At 44.0% G+C, this 18056-nt stretch carries 14 protein-coding genes; 8 read left to right on the forward strand and 6 right to left on the reverse strand.

The window, feature by feature from the left end; genetic code table 11:
• Positions 1–6: 6 nt before the first annotated feature.
• The gene (gene fruB / locus OC193_RS17535) at positions 7–1140 is read right to left on the reverse strand and encodes a fused PTS fructose transporter subunit IIA/HPr protein (RefSeq protein WP_048663403.1); all 1134 of its coding nucleotides are present in this window, start codon (positions 1138–1140) and stop codon (positions 7–9) included.
• Between the two features lie 384 nt (positions 1141–1524).
• Here fruB and cra point away from each other — a divergent pair, with 384 nt between their 5' ends.
• Complete coding sequence (cra, locus tag OC193_RS17540; protein WP_048663404.1) at positions 1525–2529, forward strand: catabolite repressor/activator; 1005 nt, start codon at positions 1525–1527, stop codon at positions 2527–2529.
• Positions 2530–2579: 50 nt separating this feature from the next.
• On the opposite strand, the gene OC193_RS17545 is transcribed toward cra, so the two are convergent.
• From OC193_RS17545 to nirB, 4 genes are all read right to left on the reverse strand, one after another.
• Complete coding sequence (locus tag OC193_RS17545; RefSeq protein WP_048663405.1) at positions 2580–4370, reverse strand: bifunctional protein-serine/threonine kinase/phosphatase; 1791 nt, start codon at positions 4368–4370, stop codon at positions 2580–2582.
• A 147-nt stretch (positions 4371–4517) separates the two neighbouring features.
• A complete protein-coding gene (locus tag OC193_RS17550; protein WP_048663406.1) occupies positions 4518–5987 on the reverse strand; it encodes a NarK family nitrate/nitrite MFS transporter in 1470 nt (489 codons plus the stop codon).
• A gap of 142 nt (positions 5988–6129) precedes the next feature.
• The gene (gene nirD / locus OC193_RS17555) at positions 6130–6474 is read right to left on the reverse strand and encodes a nitrite reductase small subunit NirD (RefSeq protein ID WP_048660354.1); all 345 of its coding nucleotides are present in this window, start codon (positions 6472–6474) and stop codon (positions 6130–6132) included.
• A 138-nt stretch (positions 6475–6612) separates the two neighbouring features.
• Complete coding sequence (gene nirB / locus OC193_RS17560; protein WP_048663407.1) at positions 6613–9195, reverse strand: nitrite reductase large subunit NirB; 2583 nt, start codon at positions 9193–9195, stop codon at positions 6613–6615.
• Positions 9196–9668: 473 nt separating this feature from the next.
• On the opposite strand from nirB, the gene OC193_RS17565 reads away from it, so the two are divergent.
• From OC193_RS17565 to OC193_RS17585, 4 genes are all read left to right on the forward strand, one after another.
• Entirely contained in the window at positions 9669–12266 is a 2598-nt protein-coding gene (locus OC193_RS17565) for a molybdopterin oxidoreductase family protein (RefSeq protein ID WP_048663409.1), read from the forward strand.
• A gap of 430 nt (positions 12267–12696) precedes the next feature.
• Positions 12697–13083: a hypothetical protein gene (locus OC193_RS17570; protein ID WP_048663410.1), complete on the forward strand. Its 387-nt coding sequence runs from the start codon at positions 12697–12699 to the stop codon at positions 13081–13083.
• 175 nt (positions 13084–13258) lie between these two features.
• The gene (locus tag OC193_RS17575; RefSeq protein WP_048663413.1) at positions 13259–13555 is read left to right on the forward strand and encodes a hypothetical protein; all 297 of its coding nucleotides are present in this window, start codon (positions 13259–13261) and stop codon (positions 13553–13555) included.
• Positions 13556–13762: 207 nt separating this feature from the next.
• The gene (locus OC193_RS17585) at positions 13763–14329 is read left to right on the forward strand and encodes a hypothetical protein (RefSeq protein ID WP_048663414.1); all 567 of its coding nucleotides are present in this window, start codon (positions 13763–13765) and stop codon (positions 14327–14329) included.
• A gap of 30 nt (positions 14330–14359) precedes the next feature.
• Here OC193_RS17585 and OC193_RS17590 read toward each other — a convergent pair whose 3' ends face one another.
• A complete protein-coding gene (locus tag OC193_RS17590) occupies positions 14360–15316 on the reverse strand; it encodes an IS110 family RNA-guided transposase (protein WP_048663415.1) in 957 nt (318 codons plus the stop codon).
• 355 nt (positions 15317–15671) lie between these two features.
• On the opposite strand from OC193_RS17590, the gene OC193_RS17595 reads away from it, so the two are divergent.
• The 3 genes from OC193_RS17595 to OC193_RS17610 all read left to right on the forward strand — a co-directional run bounded on the left by OC193_RS17595 (position 15672) and on the right by OC193_RS17610 (position 18001).
• Complete coding sequence (locus OC193_RS17595) at positions 15672–16277, forward strand: DUF6680 family protein (protein ID WP_048663416.1); 606 nt, start codon at positions 15672–15674, stop codon at positions 16275–16277.
• A 150-nt stretch (positions 16278–16427) separates the two neighbouring features.
• The gene (locus OC193_RS17600; RefSeq protein WP_048663417.1) at positions 16428–17351 is read left to right on the forward strand and encodes a putative phage abortive infection protein; all 924 of its coding nucleotides are present in this window, start codon (positions 16428–16430) and stop codon (positions 17349–17351) included.
• A 146-nt stretch (positions 17352–17497) separates the two neighbouring features.
• Entirely contained in the window at positions 17498–18001 is a 504-nt protein-coding gene (locus tag OC193_RS17610; RefSeq protein ID WP_017083314.1) for a hypothetical protein, read from the forward strand.
• Positions 18002–18056 lie beyond the last annotated feature (55 nt).

Raw genomic sequence — 18056 nt, forward strand, 5'->3', positions numbered from 1 at the left:
GATTCCTTAACCTTCGCCAAGGCCTGAAGCGATAGCTTTGCCGATCGATTCAAGTGCTTGTGCTGCGTCATCACCTTCAGCAACAAACTGAAGCTGGTGGCCGTGTTTAACGCCAAGAGCGATCACTTTCATCAAGCTCTTCGCGTTCACTTCTTTTCCGTCACCATCTAGGTTTGAAACGCGGATTGTTGATTCGAATTTCTTCGCTTCAGCAACCAGCATTGCGCCCGGACGAGCGTGTAGGCCGTGTGCGTTTTTGATTTTGAATACTGCGCAGTTGTCATCGTCCTGAGAAGCTGTAGAAACCGCTTCACCTTTCAAAAGGCCAATCACTTGCGCTGCATCCGCGGTTAACAGTTGTTGCTGTTTACCTTCGAAAACCATCTTGCTTAGGTTTGCCAGAATTGATTGGTGCGCGATGTTACAAGCCGCGAATGCCACTAGGGCTTTCACTGGTGTGCCTTCGAATTCGCAATCGTTCGCTGTAGAAACAAACGATACGCCAGTGCGAGTTACGCCCTTGTCGCTGCCCAACAACCATAAGCCTTGGCCTAGATGAGTCGGTGTTTTCGTTACTAGGTCAGCAACGAATGCGTTGTCTGTGCAACCTGTGTTCTTAAGTAGGCCGCCCGCAACTGCAGACATTTGAATCATGTCGCTTGCAGGGAATAGTAGCTGAACTAAAGAAGCGTCTAGGTCGGCTTCTAGCTGAACTTCGCCATTAAGTAGGGCGATGATTTCGTCTTCTGATTTCGCTTGCTTTAGTTTCTCTTCAACACCGTCTGCCGCTAGAACTTTAGTTAGCTGTTTAAGGATGCCTAAGTGCTCGTCAGATTTCGCTGCAATACCAATTGCTATGTAAACACGGTTGCCGTCTGCCCAATCAATACCTTCAGGGAAGTGGTGTACCGCTACGCCTGTCTCTTTTACTAGGTTGCGAGTGTCAGTCGTTCCGTGAGGAATCGCGATGCCGTTGCCTAGGAAAGTAGAGTTCTGGTTTTCACGGTTCAGCATTCCTTCAACGTAGCCAGAATCCACTAGGCCTTTAGCAGTTAGGTCGCCAGCAATGTTCTGGATAGCTTTGAATTTGTCATCGGCCGTTTGACCAAGAGTGATGTCAGATTTTGATAATTTAAGCATGGTGCCTCTTTAGCGTATCGCTTGAGAATTTGTGTATCGCTACGATTCAGTCTAGAGCAAGATTCATGGAGCTTAATTCTTTGCTTGCTCTTTGCTTTATGCTTGCTGAATCGGTTCAGCATTCAGTGTAAAAAAATTCAGCAAAGCCAATTCTGTTAACCAAAATAGTTTTGCTGCGTGTCGTAATTTCCGTTTCATTCATAACGAGAAGTTGAATCACGACAAATGACGCTCAATCCATTCAAAAGGATGATTGAAGTCACTTTTCAGATTTTGCTGAATCCTTTCAGCTATTATACTGAATCGATTCAGCATATAATTCAACTAATCCAAGGATCAGAAGATTGGTTATATGATCCTACGCACAAAATACAGGTCACCCATATGACACTAGATGAGATTGCCAAACTAGCCGGTGTGTCGAAAACCACGGCCAGCTATGTGATTAATGGCAAGGCGCAGAAATACAGAATCAGTGAGAAGACTCAGCAGAAAGTAATGGCGGTGGTAGACGAGTATAACTACCGTCCAGACCATGCTGCTTCGTCGCTGCGTGCTGGGAATAGCCGTTCATTTGGTTTGATTATTCCTGACCTGGAAAACAGCAGTTACGCGCGTTTAGCAAAATTGATAGAGCAGAACTCACGTAAAGTGGGCTATCAAATCCTGATTGGTTGTTCTGATGATGACGCCGAAACTGAACGCAAAGTAGCGGAAGCGTTGGTGAGCCGTCGTATTGATGCTTTGCTGGTGGCGAGCTCTATGCCAGACGCTAACGAATTCTACTTAAAACTGCAAAACTCAGGCACACCCGTAATCGCGATTGACCGTCCGTTAGACGACGAGCATTTTGCTTGCGTGATCAGTGAGGATTTTGAAGCGGCGTTTGAGCTGACGCATTCGATCCTTGATGACAATATTCATAGCATTGGCTTGATAGGTGCACTGCCTGAACTGAACATTTCACGTGAACGTCAGTTAGGTTTTGAAGCAGCGAATAAGGCTCATACACAGCAAACAGGGCTCGATGAAAATAAGCCAACCGTTGTTGGTTACGGTGAGCACTTTGACCGTGAATCTGGACGAGAAGTGTTTGAAGAGTGGATTGCTAAAGGTACAGTCCCTGATGCGATCGTCACTATGTCTTACACCTTACTAGAAGGTGTGCTTGATGTGATGGTCGAAAAGCCAGAGCTAGTGAATCAGGTGAAGCTGGCGACATTTGGTGATAACCGCTTATTGGATTTCTTACCATTTAAAGTTCATTCACTGCCGCAGCAATTCGAAGTCATCGCAGACAGCGCGTTTGCCTTGGCATTAAATGCGTCCGCTAAGCGTTACCAAGCCGGGATTGAGCTTGTGCCAAGAAGCTTAGTCAAACGAGGCTAGCTTTTGTTTAACAGTTATTGAGAGTTTGACGGTTAGCCAGAGCTTAACCGTTAGCTAGAGCCTAGTAACAAAACTAACTCTACGATAGCGATAACGCCGAGTAACAGAGCCAACACCTTCCAGAATTGAATTGGGTGGCGGTTTATCAAAGGTTGCTTGGCTTTATGCTTCAATAGATTTTGATTGGGAGTGTAGAGATCTGCCACAAAATCGCCTAGAACCTGATATCGCTCGGTCGGTGATTCTGCACACGCCTTTTGTAAAACCAAATCAATCCAAGCCGGTAAATCCGTTCGTTTTTGTGTCAACGGTTGGTATTCCCATTGGTGATGGCGTGATTGCTTGAGAGATTGCGCGCTCATTTCAGAGTAGGGCAATTCACCCGTTAGCATTTCATAACCGATCACCGCGATAGAGAACAAATCTGAGCTTGTGGTGGCTGTGTTGTACTTAATACTTTCTGGTGCGATGTAATTTACCGCGCCGAGTGGTGTTGGGTCTTTGTCTGTTTGTTCTCCCTCTTCAATCCCTCTTACTAATACCGCACCAAGGTCGATGATCTTGATGTCGCCATCACGCTGAATCATGATGTTTTCTGGTTTTAAGTCTCTGTGTACCATGTCAGCACGTTGTAATACACGAATACCTTGTGTGATTTTTTCTAGGATCTCGCGAACCTGTTCGAGCGAAGGCTTAGGGTTGTCGTACATCCATTGTCTTAGCGTGATGCCTTCTACCCATTCGCAGATTTGGTATAAGAATTGCGAGTTCTCTGGCGTCGGGTAGACCTTCATTACCTTCTTATTGTTCAGCAAGATGCCCGCCCATTGTTCATTAAAGAAGGCTCGGAGTTGCGACGGGCTATCGTGATATTGAACGGAAGGGACTTTTAACACGAACTCGGTTTGTGTCTCTTTCTGCATCACTCGGTACACATGGCTTCTTGAACCTGCATACAACACCTCAAGCACCATAAAGTTGTCGATACTTTGCCCGAGTTTTAACGCGGGTGGGATGGCACGTTTAGCCAGCTTCTCATGGAATTCAATGAGCGAAGGTTTAGGTAGATGACTGACTTGAACAATCAAGCAGCTTACGTTGTCCGAACTGTTATGGCTTAACGCTGTGTTACATATGGTTTGAGCGGCGTATTCGAAATCTACACCGGGCTTATCGATGTGTTCTTTAAAGGTATTTGGAGACACAAACTCGTGTACGCCATCAGATGTCAGGATAAAACAGTCGTTTTTTTTAATAGGAAGCGTTTGATAGTCAACGTTGAGTTGGTTATCGATGCCTAAGGCGCGTGTTAGATAATGCTTCTGTCCCATATTTTTACGGGTGTGGTCACGGGTCAGTTGGCGTAATTCTCCATCTCTTAGTAAGTAAATGCGACTGTCGCCAACATGGAATATATGCGCTGTGTTCGATTTTAATATCACGCTGCTAAAGGTGGAAACGAGCGCATTGTGGTTAACTTGTTGTGCGGGATGAATATTAGAAACAGACGTGTTGAAGAGCCAAGAATTGAGTGAAGTTAAGACTTTCTGTGCTGAACGCTGAATGCTCCAACTTTGTGGGGTGGCGTAATAGTCGTCGATAAACTGCATCACGCTGGTGTGACTGGCTTTCTGGCCGTGTTCACTGCAACTTGCGCCGTCGGCTATACAAGCAACACTGCCTTTTAGCTCTTGCTCAGCACGAGTTTTAGGGTGTTTTACAATGATGGCGTCTTGGTTTTCATCACGTACGCCTTTATTCGAATAACCACCAAACTTGAGTGTGAGCTGATTGCTTGATTCCGGCGTGACGACTTGCCCTTGGCTGAATGAAATTGTCATAACTGGTCTTCTTCTTAACTGGCCGTCTTCTCATTTTCTTGAGAGCACATCTGAGAAAGAACAAAAGCCCTAGCGAATGCAGAGCCTTTGAACGCAGTACCAAAGTGGTGAAACACACCTTGGTACTACTCCCGATTCAATGAGTGGTTAGCTCGATACGTTAATCAAGGTTACGCTACCATCGTCGTTCACTTCTGCGATTTGACCGTTAGGCTCTTCCATGAACATCAGAGTAACGAAGCCAAGTACCGCTGTTCCTGCAATCACTAAGAAGAAGGTTTGGTAACTTACGAATGAAAGTACCGTTAGGTAAACCACCGCACCCACGTTACCGTAAGCACCCGTCATACCGGCAATTTGACCTGTCATGCGACGTTTAATCAGTGGTACGGTTGCAAACACCGCACCTTCACCCGCTTGCACGAAGAAAGAACACGCCATCGCAGCCACAACCGCTAACCATACTGGCCATGTGCTGTCGACTTGACCCATTGCAAAGTAACCCACAGCAAGACCAATCGTCAGAATAAGCAGTGTTGGTTTACGACCGAATTTGTCTGAAATCCAACCGCCACCTGGGCGAGACATTAGGTTCATAAAGGCATAAGCCGATGCAACCATGCCCGCAAGAACCGGCGTTAATTCAAAGGTTTCAGAGAAGAACAGCGGCAGCATAGAAACTACAGCCAGTTCAGAACCAAATGTCGCGAAATACAACACGTTCAACACAGCAACTTGCTTAAATTTGTACTGGTGAATTTCTGGCACTTCTTCTTTGAATACGTTCTTATTCACCTTCCAAACTTGCGACACTTCGTACACGTAAAGTGCAGCTAAACCTGCATATACTGAATACACCGCCATGTCAGACAACATGTTGATGTTGCTCGGTGATAGCTTCCATGTCAGTAGCGCTAAAGCGGCATACATCGGGATCTTCATAATGAGTAGGAAGAAAAAGTCACCCTTTGATGTCACTTCCATTGCCGTTACTTGAGCTGGCTTGAAGTAAGTCGAACCTTTTGGTGTATCCGATACGTTTTTGTAGAAGACAAACGAGAACGCTAAGCTCATAAGGCCAGTAATACCGACCGCATAACGCCAACCATCTTCGCCACCAAATGCTAGAGCAAGAGTTGGAAGTGTAAATGCTGCCGCTGCTGAACCGAAGTTACCCCAGCCGCCGTAAATACCTTCAGCCGTACCCAGTTCATTGTGTGGGAACCACTCAGACACAAGACGAATGCCGACCACGAAGCCTGCACCGATGAAGCCTAATAGGAAACGTGCAATCGCGGCTTGAATGAAAGAGTCTGCCATAGCAAACATAAAACAAGGGATTGAACAGACGGCGAGTAGCGAAGAGTAGACCAATCTAGGGCCGTATCGGTCGGTTAACATACCAATCGCGACACGCGCCGGAATGGTTAAGGCAACGTTGAGAATAAGCAGTGTTTTGATCTCTTCAGTAGAAAGACCAAGCGACGTTTTTACCATTTGCAGTAGTGGGGCAAAGTTGAACCACACAACAAAGGTGATAAAAAAGGCCATCCAACTTAGGTGTAAGGTTTTCATCTTACCCGTAAATGAAAGCAGCGAAAATTTTGTGTTATCCATGGTTTAAATCCTTTAAATCTGGAAAATTACCCGGTTTTAGCTCGTGCGTTACTTCCGAAATTCGAACGCATTAATGTGGCTAAACCCTATGCCGAAATTGTTCACGTCTATAACGTGTTTACATGATGATGTCGGCGTTTAGTTAACTGGCGATAGCAAGTGGTGCGAGAACCTGTACTTGCTCTCCTTGCTTGCGAACTTCAAACTTCACGAGCTTGAGATCAGGCTGTTCAAGACATTCGCCAGTTTCTAAGTGGTAATGCTGCTTGTATAAAGGTGAGGCCACGTAAGGCTCACCGCTTAATGAACCAATTATACCACGTGACATCACATTCGCCTTGCCGATGGGGTCGTAATTAGAGAGCCCATAAAGTGTGTCGCTACGCTTGCAGTAAAAAATAGCCACTTGGTTATCGTCTACTTTGGCGCAAATTCCCCCGTTTGGGGTTAGGTCGCGGGTGCTGCATACGGTTGTCCAATTTTCCATGACTTTCTCCTAGTCTAAACATAAAGCTAATAATCAATTTAATTAGGGTGATAGCCGACAGCAGTTTTCTTTGGCTGCGCGACTGTCGACTATCGATATTGGTTTAGTTGTTACTGATTCACTCACCATCCATTCGGTTTACGAAACTTCCGTAACTTCGATTTGGTCGGCTTTAGCAAGCTTTTCATCGCGTTGTGAATTCGAAGAATCACTCAAGCTCGGATTAGGAAAGCGTTGCTCTCGCTCTTTGATGAAGGAGAGGCTAGTGTCCATTTCTTCACTGTTGATGTAGTGCTGGAAGCGCTTTATCTTCTCAGGGCTTTCAATGGTGGTTTTCCATTCACACTGGTACTTCTCGATGTTGAGTGCGATGTCCGCTTCGAGTTCTTCAGCAACGTTGAGCTTGTCTTCAATCACGACTTGCTTGAGGTATTCAATGCCGCCTTCAAGGTTCTCCATCCATACCGATGTACGTTGTAGGCGGTCTGCGGTACGTGTGTAGAACATCAAAACGCGGTCGATGTATTTAAGGAGTGTGGTTTCGTCCAAATCAGTGGCGAATAGGTCTGCATGGCGAGGGCGCATGCCGCCGTTACCACAGATGTAAAGGTTCCAACCTTTGTCTGTTGCGATAACACCAATGTCTTTCGATTGCGCTTCTGCACATTCACGAGTGCAGCCAGAAACCGCAAACTTGATCTTGTGTGGTGAACGCAGGCCTTTGTAGCGGTTCTCTAGTCGAATCGCTAAGCCAACACTGTCGTCGACACCGTATCGACACCAAGTGCTACCCACACACGATTTTACGGTACGAACCGATTTTCCGTAGGCGTGACCCGTTTCGAAACCTGCATCAATCAGCTTTTTCCAGATGATAGGCAGTTCGTTAAGTTGTGCGCCAAACAAGTCGACACGCTGACCACCGGTGATCTTGGTGTAAAGGTCGAACTCTTTAGCGACTTCACCAAGTACGATCAATTTATCCGGTGTGATTTCACCTCCAGCAATACGCGGAACCACTGAGTAGGTACCGTCTTTTTGCATGTTGCCAAGGTAGATGTCGTTGGTGTCTTGCAGTTCGATGTGTTGATCTTCAAGGATGTAATCGTTCCAGTACGAAGCCAGAATCGAACCGACAGCAGGTTTACACACGGTACAGCCTAATCCGTTTCCGTGAGAATCTAACAGCTCATCAAAGGTCTTGATTTTGTTGACGCGGATGATGTCAGTCAGCTCTTGGCGAGAGTAAGCAAAGTGCTCACAGATATCGTTAGAGACTTCAACACCCAAGTTACTCAGTTCGCTATCGAGAACTTGTTTCGCAAGAGCAGAACAGCCGCCACAACCTGTTGAAGCATTGGTGGTTTCTTTCAGTGCAGCCATCGTGGTGCAGCCAGCAGATACCGCGTCTTTAATGTCGCCTTTAGTCACATCAAAACATGAACAAATCACAGCGCTATCAGGCAGAGCTTCAACACCCATTGCAGAGCCTGAATCATCGGCCACATTAGGCAAAATCAACACTGATGGGTTTTCAGGAAGGGGCATATCGTTTTGCTTGATTTGCAGTAGCGAGCCATAGGCTTCTGCATCACCGACCAATACCGCACCGACAATCTTTGTGCCGTCAGCTGAGATGATTAGGCGCTTATACACTTGTTCGATTTCATCGTTATAGGTATACGATTGAGCGCCTTCTGTCTTGCCGTGTACTTCACCAATACTGGCAACATCGACGCCAAGCAGTTTGAGCTTAGTGCTCATGTCTGCGCCAGTGAATGCAGCGTCGTCAGTACCGCCAGAGACAATATGCGAAGCCGCGATTTTTGCCATCGAATAACCGGGCGCCACTAAGCCGAAGATCTTGTTATCCCAAAGGGCACATTCACCAATGGCGTAGACGTTTTCGATATTGGTTTGGCAGTGGTTGTTGATGACAATACCGCCGCGCTCGCCAATTTCGACATCAGAGCTTCTTGCTAACTCATCTTGAGGGCGAATACCCGCAGAGAATACGATCATATCGGTTTCTAAATGGGTGCCATCGGCGAAGTTCATACGGTAGCGAGCATTTTCGCCATCGACTATTTCAGAGGTCGCTTTATCGGTATGAACTTGCACACCAAGGTCTTCAATTTTTCTGCGTAATAGGGCACCGCCACCGTCATCTAATTGAACCGCCATCAGGCGAGGCGCAAATTCAACCACATGGGTTTCTAAGCCAAGGTTTTTGACTGCGTTTGCGGCCTCTAAGCCAAGCAGACCACCACCAATCACCACGCCAGACTTGCTACCTTTGCTTGATAGTTCAATTGCGTCTAAGTCTTCAATAGTACGATAAACGTGACAGTGTTCTTGGTCGTTACCGGGAATAGGGGGAACAAAAGGGAAAGAGCCCGTCGCCAAGATTAGCTTGTCGTAACTTTCAACGTGGCCACTTTCAGTGATGACTTGTTGATTGGCAGTGTCTAGCTTGGCAACCTTCTGGTTCAACAAGTAGTTCACGCCGTTACTTTGGTAATACTCTTCACTGGTCAATGACAGGTCATCAGCACTTTTACCATTAAAGTAAGCCGTCAGTTGAACACGGTCGTACGCTAACCTTGGCTCTTCACTAAAAGTAATCACATCAAATTCATCACTGTCTGATTGCAGGATGTTGTCGATAAATTTGTGTCCAACCATGCCGTTACCAACAACGACGATTTTCTTCTTGCTCATAATCCATTCCTTATTCTCGGCGTTATCATCACTAGCATCTAATTTCTAGTAGTTAGTAAATGAATGCCGGGTTGAGATTCCACTCAATTCATAATCATCAAGAAAAACAAAAAATGTTTTTTCTAACTCTTGGTTTTTAGTTGAGCAAGGAGGGTGCCAGATTACGTTTTGTTCATTTAAATAAAAATTAATGCATGTTTTTCAATGCTTTAAAAAACGCGGGTGGCACGTAATTACCCCTAAAGTAGTATGTAATTTTTTTGTTAGATTTATATAAATGAGCATTTGTGGTGCAACTTTCTGCAAGATGGTGCAAAAATTAAGTTTCTATCTTGGTTAATTTCTGTTTTGTTCATTTCTGATAGGTTTGTTTTTATTAAGCTTTTGTTTTTATTGGTAAATATTTCTTGATTGTTGATTGCTATGAAGTGGCGTGTTATTTGCTTGGTTTGAATTATTACAATTATGGATAATTGAGCGAGAAACGGATGACCGATTCAAACAGCGGCTGGATAAAATCAACCTGTGCTTATTGTGGTGTAGGGTGTGGAATAGAAGCGAGACCGACATCGCTAGGAAAACTAGAAGTACGAGGTGATAAAGATCATCCATCTAATTACGGAAAGCTGTGTACTAAAGGGATTGCGCTTGGTGACACTGTCACGCCTTTAGGTCGTCTTACACAACCTGCTCATATTCAGAATGAGCAAAAACAATCACTGGATTGGAACAGTGCCACGCAGTTAGTCGCAGATAAATTCAATCAAACCATCGAAGAATTTGGGGCCGATTCGGTTGCTTTCTATGTATCTGGTCAGCTGCTTACCGAAGACTATTACGTTGCCAATAAACTGATGAAAGGCTTCATCGGCAGTGGCAATATCGACAGTAACTCTCGCCTTTGCATGGCATCGAGTGTGGTTGGGCATAAACGCGCGTTCGGCACCGATACCGTTCCTGTCTGTTATGAAGATTTAGAACAAGCAGAAGTCGTCGTTATCACTGGCTCAAACCTCGCTTGGTGTCACCCGGTACTTTTCCAAAGATTAAGAGCCGCGAAACAAGCCAACCCTGCGTTGAAAGTTATCGTCATCGACCCGCGTTATACCGACACCTGTGAAATTGCAGACATTCACTTGGCATTGGAATCCGGCTCAGATGTGGCGCTGTTCAATGGTTTATTAGGCTACCTCGATGATAACGATAAGCTTGATTCCGACTACATAGAAAATCACACCCAAGGCTTTACCGAATCGATTCGATCTGCAACTCGCTACCGTTATACCGAATCAGGCTATACCGAATCGGGCTGGGGCGACAAAAGCGTTCCTGAGCTCACAGGGTTAACAGAGCAGCAGCTAAAACAGTTCTACAGTTTGTTTGCATCGAACGAGAAGGTGCTGACCATTTACTCCCAAGGCGTGAACCAATCGACACAAGGGTGTGACAAGGTGAATGCCATTATTAACTGCCATTTAGCCACCGGAAAAATCGGTAAGCCGGGTATGGGGCCATTCTCTGTAACGGGTCAGCCGAACGCAATGGGCGGGCGAGAAGTGGGCGGTTTAGCCAATACTTTAGCAGCGCACTTTGAATTTGGTGATCCGCAATCACACCAAACGGTGAGCGAGTTCTGGCAAACCGACAGCTTAGCCACACATGCGGGTTTAAAAGCGATTGACCTGTTTGATGCCATGAATGAAGGAAAAATCAAAGCGGTGTGGATCATGGCAACTAACCCAGTCGTGAGCCTGCCTGATAGCGAAAAGATCAAAGCCGCATTAGAGAAGTGCCCATTTGTGGTGGTGTCGGATTGTATTGCCGATACTGAAACCACTCGCTTGGCTGATGTGGTGTTACCTGCGCAAGGGTGGAGCGAGAAGTCGGGCACCGTGACTAACTCTGAGCGTCGAATCTCACGCCAACGCCGTATATTACCAAGCCCAGGGGAAGCCAAACCTGATTGGTGGATATTAAAAGAAGTCGCGCAAAAAATGGGATTCAAAGAGCAGTTTGATTACCGTCACGAAGGCGAGATCTTCAAAGAGTATTGTGAGATGACAGCGCTCGGCAATGAAACAGGTAAAGCGCGTGACTTGTGCTTAATTGGACTCACGCAACTGGATGAGAAAGGTTATGGCGAACTCACTCCACAGCAATGGCCAGTACTTGAATATCAACCAGAGATCATTGAACAGCGCATGTTCACCGACGGCGAGTTCTTTACTGAATCAGGCAAAGCGCAGTTTATCGCGGTTGAGCACGACAAACCGATTGCCGATACCAGTGTCGAATTTCCGCTAATCATGAACACAGGCCGAATCCGAGACCAATGGCACACCATGAGCCGCACGGGCTTAGCCGCAGGTTTAGGTGAACACACACCAGAACCTTTTGTCGCCATGCATCCAGATACGGTTGCTGAGCTTGGTTTAGATGAATTTGGGCTAGATGCCTTCAACCACGCCACTATTAATCCTGTGGTTAAAGTGCGCAGTGCACAAGGGGAGTGCCAAGCCCGCTTAGTGGTAACAAAAGAGATGCGTCGTGAACAAGTCTTCATGCCTATCCACTGGAATGCGCCAACCGCCAAAGACAGCAAACCATGTGACCTGATTTTGCCTCATACCGATGCGGCATCAGGCCAGCCAGAATTCAAACACACACCTGTTGTCGTAGAGCCGTGTGGCTATCGTAGTGAAGCCGCCTTGGTCAGCGACAAGGTGATGGATTGCAGCAGCTTTGATTACTGGGTTCGCCAAAGAGTGGAGGGCGGTTTTCTGTATCGTATCTCATCATCTAAGAACCCAATGGAGTTGGTGATTCAGCTCGCCAACACACTCGATGCCTTACCAGAGCCCAACGCAGAGGCTATTAAATCACTCCATTACCACGGCAATAAATCATTCAAGAACTACGGCTCTGCCAAGTTAGATCAATTTGGTGTAAAGCAAGCATTCGTAGTGAACAGTAAGCTCGACCATCAAAGCATCGACTGGCTGGTGGAGTGCCTAACCCGAGAAGCCGATGAAGAGTTTGAAGCCGAGTTTTTGAGCACCATGGCGAAGTAATTACTACCTCTCACTCATCATACCTATAACAAAAACGCCGACAATCATGTCGGCGTTTTTGTTTGAGAACACGATTCCCAAGATAAAACCTTCTTGCCTGAACTGCGGTTTACTCACACATTAAGGAGTTTTCTGCATTTTTCCGAAACTATATGGAAAATTTCTGCTTTTCATCATGTTTGATACAAAGATAAGTAGGTAAGATGATGTTATTAAATGAGTTATTAGACTAAGTGTAGTGTGTCTTGGAAACTAGACAGAATTGTTTCAGGGACAAAATGCAGAATTATTCTGTCTAATATAGCTGTTATAACGCACTCTCAGTTCAAGTTACTAGTTAGTGCGTAAAATAACGAACACACACGAGAAGTTGGATCGTTACTGTTATATATAATCTTTAGTTTGTAAACGGACTGGAAAGGTGAAGCCATTGAAAGGAAAGGAAACACTATTTATAATTTTATTTAATTCGATTATCGCAGTAGTAATTGCGGTAGTAAGTTGCTATTCAGAAAAAGGTCTCTCAGACAATACTCTAGAAATAATTGTCACAACAATCGCGGCAGTAATAGTTGCATTTATACTTTCGGTGATCGCCGAAGAAGAATATGGCGCAATGTTTGGTCCTGCAGTAATGTCATTTTGTCAACTGTTAATTACTTCTGGTATTTTTATGATCCCGGAGATTAAAGTAGGGGGTAGCCTTATTAAGGCAGCAATGTCTCCTCCATTTGGTTTAGAATACTTAGTTCCTTTTGCTACACTCATTGCTCTCATAGAGCTGGGTGGTAGTGTTTGGATCAAAAAAAATTGTTAATGCAGTTCTCTACTCAACAATATATTTAGCGTTATAACAAAGCATTTAAGAGTGATTCCCAACGCTTGGCATTTTCAGTTCAAGGTTGGGTTTCGTGTTTACGGTGTAAAGGTTTAGGTTAGGTGGCAGTGTTGCTCACACCTTAATGCGGCGTTATGTGCTACGAGGGTTAGTTATGATAAGCAGTGAATATGTAGTGAAGAAATCGAATGATGAAGTATTACATTTGATTATTGAATTAGGTTTGCCTGAGCCAGATCCAACTATGGAAGCGGGTGATTATCGTTGTAAATTTAGTGTACTGGCATTGGGCATTGATGAGTATATTTATGGGGTAGATGCAATGCAGTCATATTGTATGGCTCTAAAGCGCTTTAATTTTTTCGTAAATGATCTTATCTCGGAAGGGTATAATTTTTACTATCCGGGTTTTCTCGATATGGAAGTGGACATTCTGTCAACGTACTTTTAGGTACGCACATAACAAACTGTTCAAGAGGGATTCGCAACGCGTGGCATTTTCACTATGCGTTGGTTTCAGTGTTTAAGGCGGTATGCGGCGACTTCGGTATTGCGTTGCTCACCCCTTAACAGGGCGTTATAGCGCAGGAGAAAAATTATCAATTCACGAGTACTCTTCCATTATGTTACATGGTTTTTTCTGTCTGCCTTTGCGTTGATGGGAATTATTGTTCTGGCGTCGATTTATGTCACTGATAGACAGTCATTTGATTCGCTTTTAGCAAACCTTGGCGATTTTGGTGGTTTTCTTGGTGGTGTTGGTACCATTATCGCGGCAGCGGCGGCTGCGGTTGGTGTTGATAGTTGGCTTAAACAGCTTCGAGTTGGTAAGTCATTAGTAGTGATTTGGGATGTTCAAGTCGCCTTACGAAAAATTCACGCCGCAGAAATTTCATGGTATGTACACGCCTATCAGCGTTCGGAAGACTTTAATGTCGAAGAATTAGAAGAAGACGTAATAAAGGCTTTCGAGGTGCTCGATAATTGTGCTCATGAGCTGGACGCAATTGTCGTAAAAAATCAGTTTGAATGGTTAAATAAAGTTATGGATATTCGGCTAGCTTGGAGTGCAATAAAATCCTACTTAGAAACACATCCACGACCAGACAGTGTCGCTGACGTTTTAGTCGAAAATGAATTATTGGTTCCTAAAAATAGTCACTTTTCTGCAGTGTACAAAGAGTACTTGGAGCAATTAGAGAAGTTAGAGCAAACTCTGAAGTAGCGCTATAACAAACGACTATGGCGTCAATGATTAACTTTTGGCTGTGTTTTCATCCCACATGGCGCCATCTCTTAGCATAGAGTTAAGGGTCACAACCATCTTTCGAACACATGCGATTATTGCGACTTTCTTAGGCTTTCCAGCATCTAAAAGTCGAGCATAAGTCGCTTTGAATATGGGGTTACATTGCATGGCTGACATCATCGCCATGTATAAAACGGTTTGTACTTGCGCTCGACCGCCTTGGATCACGCGCTTACCTTTGTAGCGTCCACTTTCGCGTGTGATTGGAGCGACGCCAATCAGTGATGCTGCTTGTTTGTTGGTGATGTAGCCAAGCTCAGGTACGTTGCTAATAATTGATGCAGCGGCAATGTTTCCTATTCCTGGGACGCTCTGCAATATTGTGTTTTTAGTCTGGTATTCAGGGCTATCTTCAATGAGCTTAACGAGCTTTTCTTCTAACTTGGTGATTTGATTTTTTATCGTGGTTAGCATTGGTTTGATAGTCGCATGAAGCGAAGCTGGAAGTATTTGGATTCGGTTCTTTTCCATGGTTTGCATGGATAACAACTGGTTTCGACGAATAACTAAGTCGCTCATTAAACGTATGTTTTTAGGTTTGATGATAGTAAGAACAGGTTTGATTGCTTCTCCGTAATGAGCGATCAACTCTGCATCTAAACGATCATTTTTGGCTCTGCGGCCAATAGCACCAGCGAATCGTTTTATGTGGACAGGGTTTGCTCTAACAATAGGTAATTGAGCTTCTGCACATGCTAGAACAAAAGGCATTTCTAATCGGCCTGTTGCTTCAATAACTATACGTTCAGGATTATGATTTTTAATCGTTTTGAGTGCTTTCTTGATGCCTTTATCATTGTTCTCTACTGAGAAAAATAGGTCTAGTGGCCTGATGTGGATGTCTAATTGTGTTTTGCCGGTATCAACTCCAACGTTGATGCTTTGATTGATTTTGGTATTCATAATAAGCTAACTCATGCTTGCGTAATGCGGGTTCGAAACCCAGTCGACTATTCGAGGTTTATGCTTGAAGTCCTATGTAGCGTTCATGTTTGTTATCGGTCTCTCGATAGAGGAGCCAGCGTTTAAACGAACTGCTACATAGAAAGCTTTAGTTGCAGCTAAAGCCTGGGTCTCACATTACCCGATTGGAGTGCTTATTATCCATACAAAGCGTTTAAGAGGGATTCTCAACGCTTGGCATTTTCAGTTTGATTCAGCTTTAGTGTTTACGGCACAATTGTTTATAGGCTAAGTGGTGGCGTTGTTCACCCCTTAACGCGGCGTTATGTTTATCGAGGAAAGTATGGAATTAAACATGGAAATCAAAGATTGGATTACAATTGGAGCGGTAATTATCGGTCCAATATTGGCTGTCCAAGCTCAGAAAATAATAGAAAATATAACGGAACGAAAAAGAAGAAAACTTCAATTGTTTCACACTCTGATGGAAACGCGTGCAACGAGATTATCGGGAGCTCATGTTTCTGCTCTAAATATGATAGATCTTGATTTCTACGGGAAATCTGTCTTTGGGAAACGTTGGCAGTCCGAAGCTGATAAAAAAGTTACGAATGCTTGGAAAATATATAACGATCATTTAAATAATAGCGTTCCTGATGAAAGACTCGATGCGTGGATTGAACGGAGTAATGATTTATTTACAAGCCTTCTTTACGCTATGGCTCAATCATTAGGTTATGACTTCGATGAAGTCCAGCTTAAAAGAGATTGCTATAGTCCTATTGCGCATGGGCGCGTCGAAAATGAACAGACCAAAGTCCGTGAAGGCGTGTTAGCTATTTTAGAAGGCAAGCGTTCGTTACCAATGCACATAACCTATTTACCTCCATACCATCCAATAGACCCCGTTGTTCAACCTGAAGTAACAGGTAACGAAAAGGTAGAACCGGTGGCAAAATAAACATAACAAGCGCTTCAAGCTGATTCGCAACGCGTACCATTTTTAGTTCAAATTGGTTTGGTGTTTACGGTGCAATGCAGACAGCTCGTCTTCGTTGCTCACAGCTTAAGCGAGCGTTATACCTTTATTTCAAACTAGTGAGTTTCATGAATGTTTAAAAAATTGGTTCCATATATATTTTTATTAACTGCGCTTTTTGTTGTAGCAGTACCAAGTGTCTATTTTATAAGCTTTCCTGGCGGCTTCAGCGAAAATCAAACTGATTGGGCTAGCTTTGGTTCTTATGTCGGAGGGACTGTCGGGGCTGTTTTTGCTTCACTATCATTTTTGGCTCTTCTTTACACGGTTTATCTTCAAAGAGCGGAGCTTAGTACAGCTGTTACTGCTTTGAATAAAAGTGCTGAAGCACAGGTTGAGCAAGCAAAAACTTATGAAATTCAAAAGTTTGAAACAACTTTTTATTCGCTACTTGAGCTACATAACCAAGCACTACAAAAACTAGATACCTCTACGACTGTATTGAGTTATCTGTCTAACTTAGAAACGCAAGATAAAGAGATATCTGAATATCTGGATGAACGACAAGATCACATCTTGAAAAATACTGAATTATCTCAGTATTTTCGTATTTTATATCAACTTCTTAAGTTCATAGCTAAAAGCAATGTTATGAATAGAAACAAAGTTTTTAATGCGTCATATCTTGCTGATAGAAATAATATTACGGCAAACGAAGAATTTGAAAAAATGTATGCAAGCTTTGTTCGTAGCTTTGTACCAGTAAATATTCTACCTGTCTTGGCTCTAAACTGCATTCCAAGCCCTACATGCATCAAAAACCTAGACTCCTACTGGCACTTACTAGAACGCTATGAATTCCTTGAACACTTGAAGATTGACCAACTTCCTTTAAATCTATCTTCGTTATTGATTCTTGATCGATACTCTTATGCTTTAGGTGATCTTGAAAGGTTTAAGAAAAAACAATTAGCTCTCAAGAATGAGTATCCAGAGTACTTTGACGATAAATTGATGGAGGGGGGAATTCTACACACCCTCCAAATGAATACGTAAACAAGGTATAACAAACTGTTTAAGAGTGATTCGCAACGCGTGGCATTTATACTATGCGTTGCGTTTAGTGTTTAAGGTGGCATGCGGTAGCTTCGGTATTGCGTTGCTCACACTTTAACAGGGCGTTATAAGTCAAGGAGAAGATTTTGGATTCTGGTATTACTTCAGGATTGATTGGTGGTCTAGTCGCCGTAATCATAGGCACAATAATCACCAAATCAACTAAGAAAAAAGTAACTAATGGTGAACTTAAGCATGGTGTTTTTCTTTTAGTGTTAGCTATTGCTTGCCTTACGCTTTCTCTTCTTGCTGCGTGGGTGGGGCTCTACGATAACGATGTACAACCAAAAACTGGCGATCTTGTTGCTGTTTTAGGTTTGTTTTCTGGCTTTGGCATCGCTGCATTGGCATGTTTTGCTGAATACTTTAAAGTCAAAGGCAGATTTAATGATAGCAGCATCGAATTTCATACTCCTTGGACGGGGGCAAAAAAAGAGCATTGGGATGACCTAATTTCTGCAAAGTTTAACACGTCAATGTACTGGTACACTCTCCATTTTAAATCTGGCAATAAAGTTCGCTTATCTTCTTACTTACTAGGGCATGGAGAGGTTTTAGAGCTACTCAAATCCAGAGGGTTTGACTTATAACAAGCAATTGAAGATGGATTCACAACGCTTGGCACTTTTGCTTCTACTTCAAATT

The organism is Vibrio crassostreae, from assembly GCF_024347415.1.
GTDB lineage: Bacteria > Pseudomonadota > Gammaproteobacteria > Enterobacterales > Vibrionaceae > Vibrio > Vibrio crassostreae.

Coding starts and splice junctions, on each gene's coding strand:
- nirB (WP_048663407.1), bottom strand. CDS start 9,195: ATGAGCAAGAAGAAAATCGTCGTTGTTGGTAACGGCATGGTTGGACAC.
- OC193_RS17585 (WP_048663414.1), top strand. CDS start 13,763: ATGGGAATTATTGTTCTGGCGTCGATTTATGTCACTGATAGACAGTCA.
- OC193_RS17600 (WP_048663417.1), top strand. CDS start 16,428: ATGTTTAAAAAATTGGTTCCATATATATTTTTATTAACTGCGCTTTTT.
- OC193_RS17550 (WP_048663406.1), bottom strand. CDS start 5,987: ATGGATAACACAAAATTTTCGCTGCTTTCATTTACGGGTAAGATGAAA.
- OC193_RS17595 (WP_048663416.1), top strand. CDS start 15,672: ATGGAAATCAAAGATTGGATTACAATTGGAGCGGTAATTATCGGTCCA.
- OC193_RS17590 (WP_048663415.1), bottom strand. CDS start 15,316: ATGAATACCAAAATCAATCAAAGCATCAACGTTGGAGTTGATACCGGC.
- OC193_RS17545 (WP_048663405.1), bottom strand. CDS start 4,370: ATGACAATTTCATTCAGCCAAGGGCAAGTCGTCACGCCGGAATCAAGC.
- nirD (WP_048660354.1), bottom strand. CDS start 6,474: ATGGAAAATTGGACAACCGTATGCAGCACCCGCGACCTAACCCCAAAC.
- cra (WP_048663404.1), top strand. CDS start 1,525: ATGACACTAGATGAGATTGCCAAACTAGCCGGTGTGTCGAAAACCACG.
- OC193_RS17575 (WP_048663413.1), top strand. CDS start 13,259: ATGATAAGCAGTGAATATGTAGTGAAGAAATCGAATGATGAAGTATTA.
- fruB (WP_048663403.1), bottom strand. CDS start 1,140: ATGCTTAAATTATCAAAATCTGACATCACTCTTGGTCAAACGGCCGAT.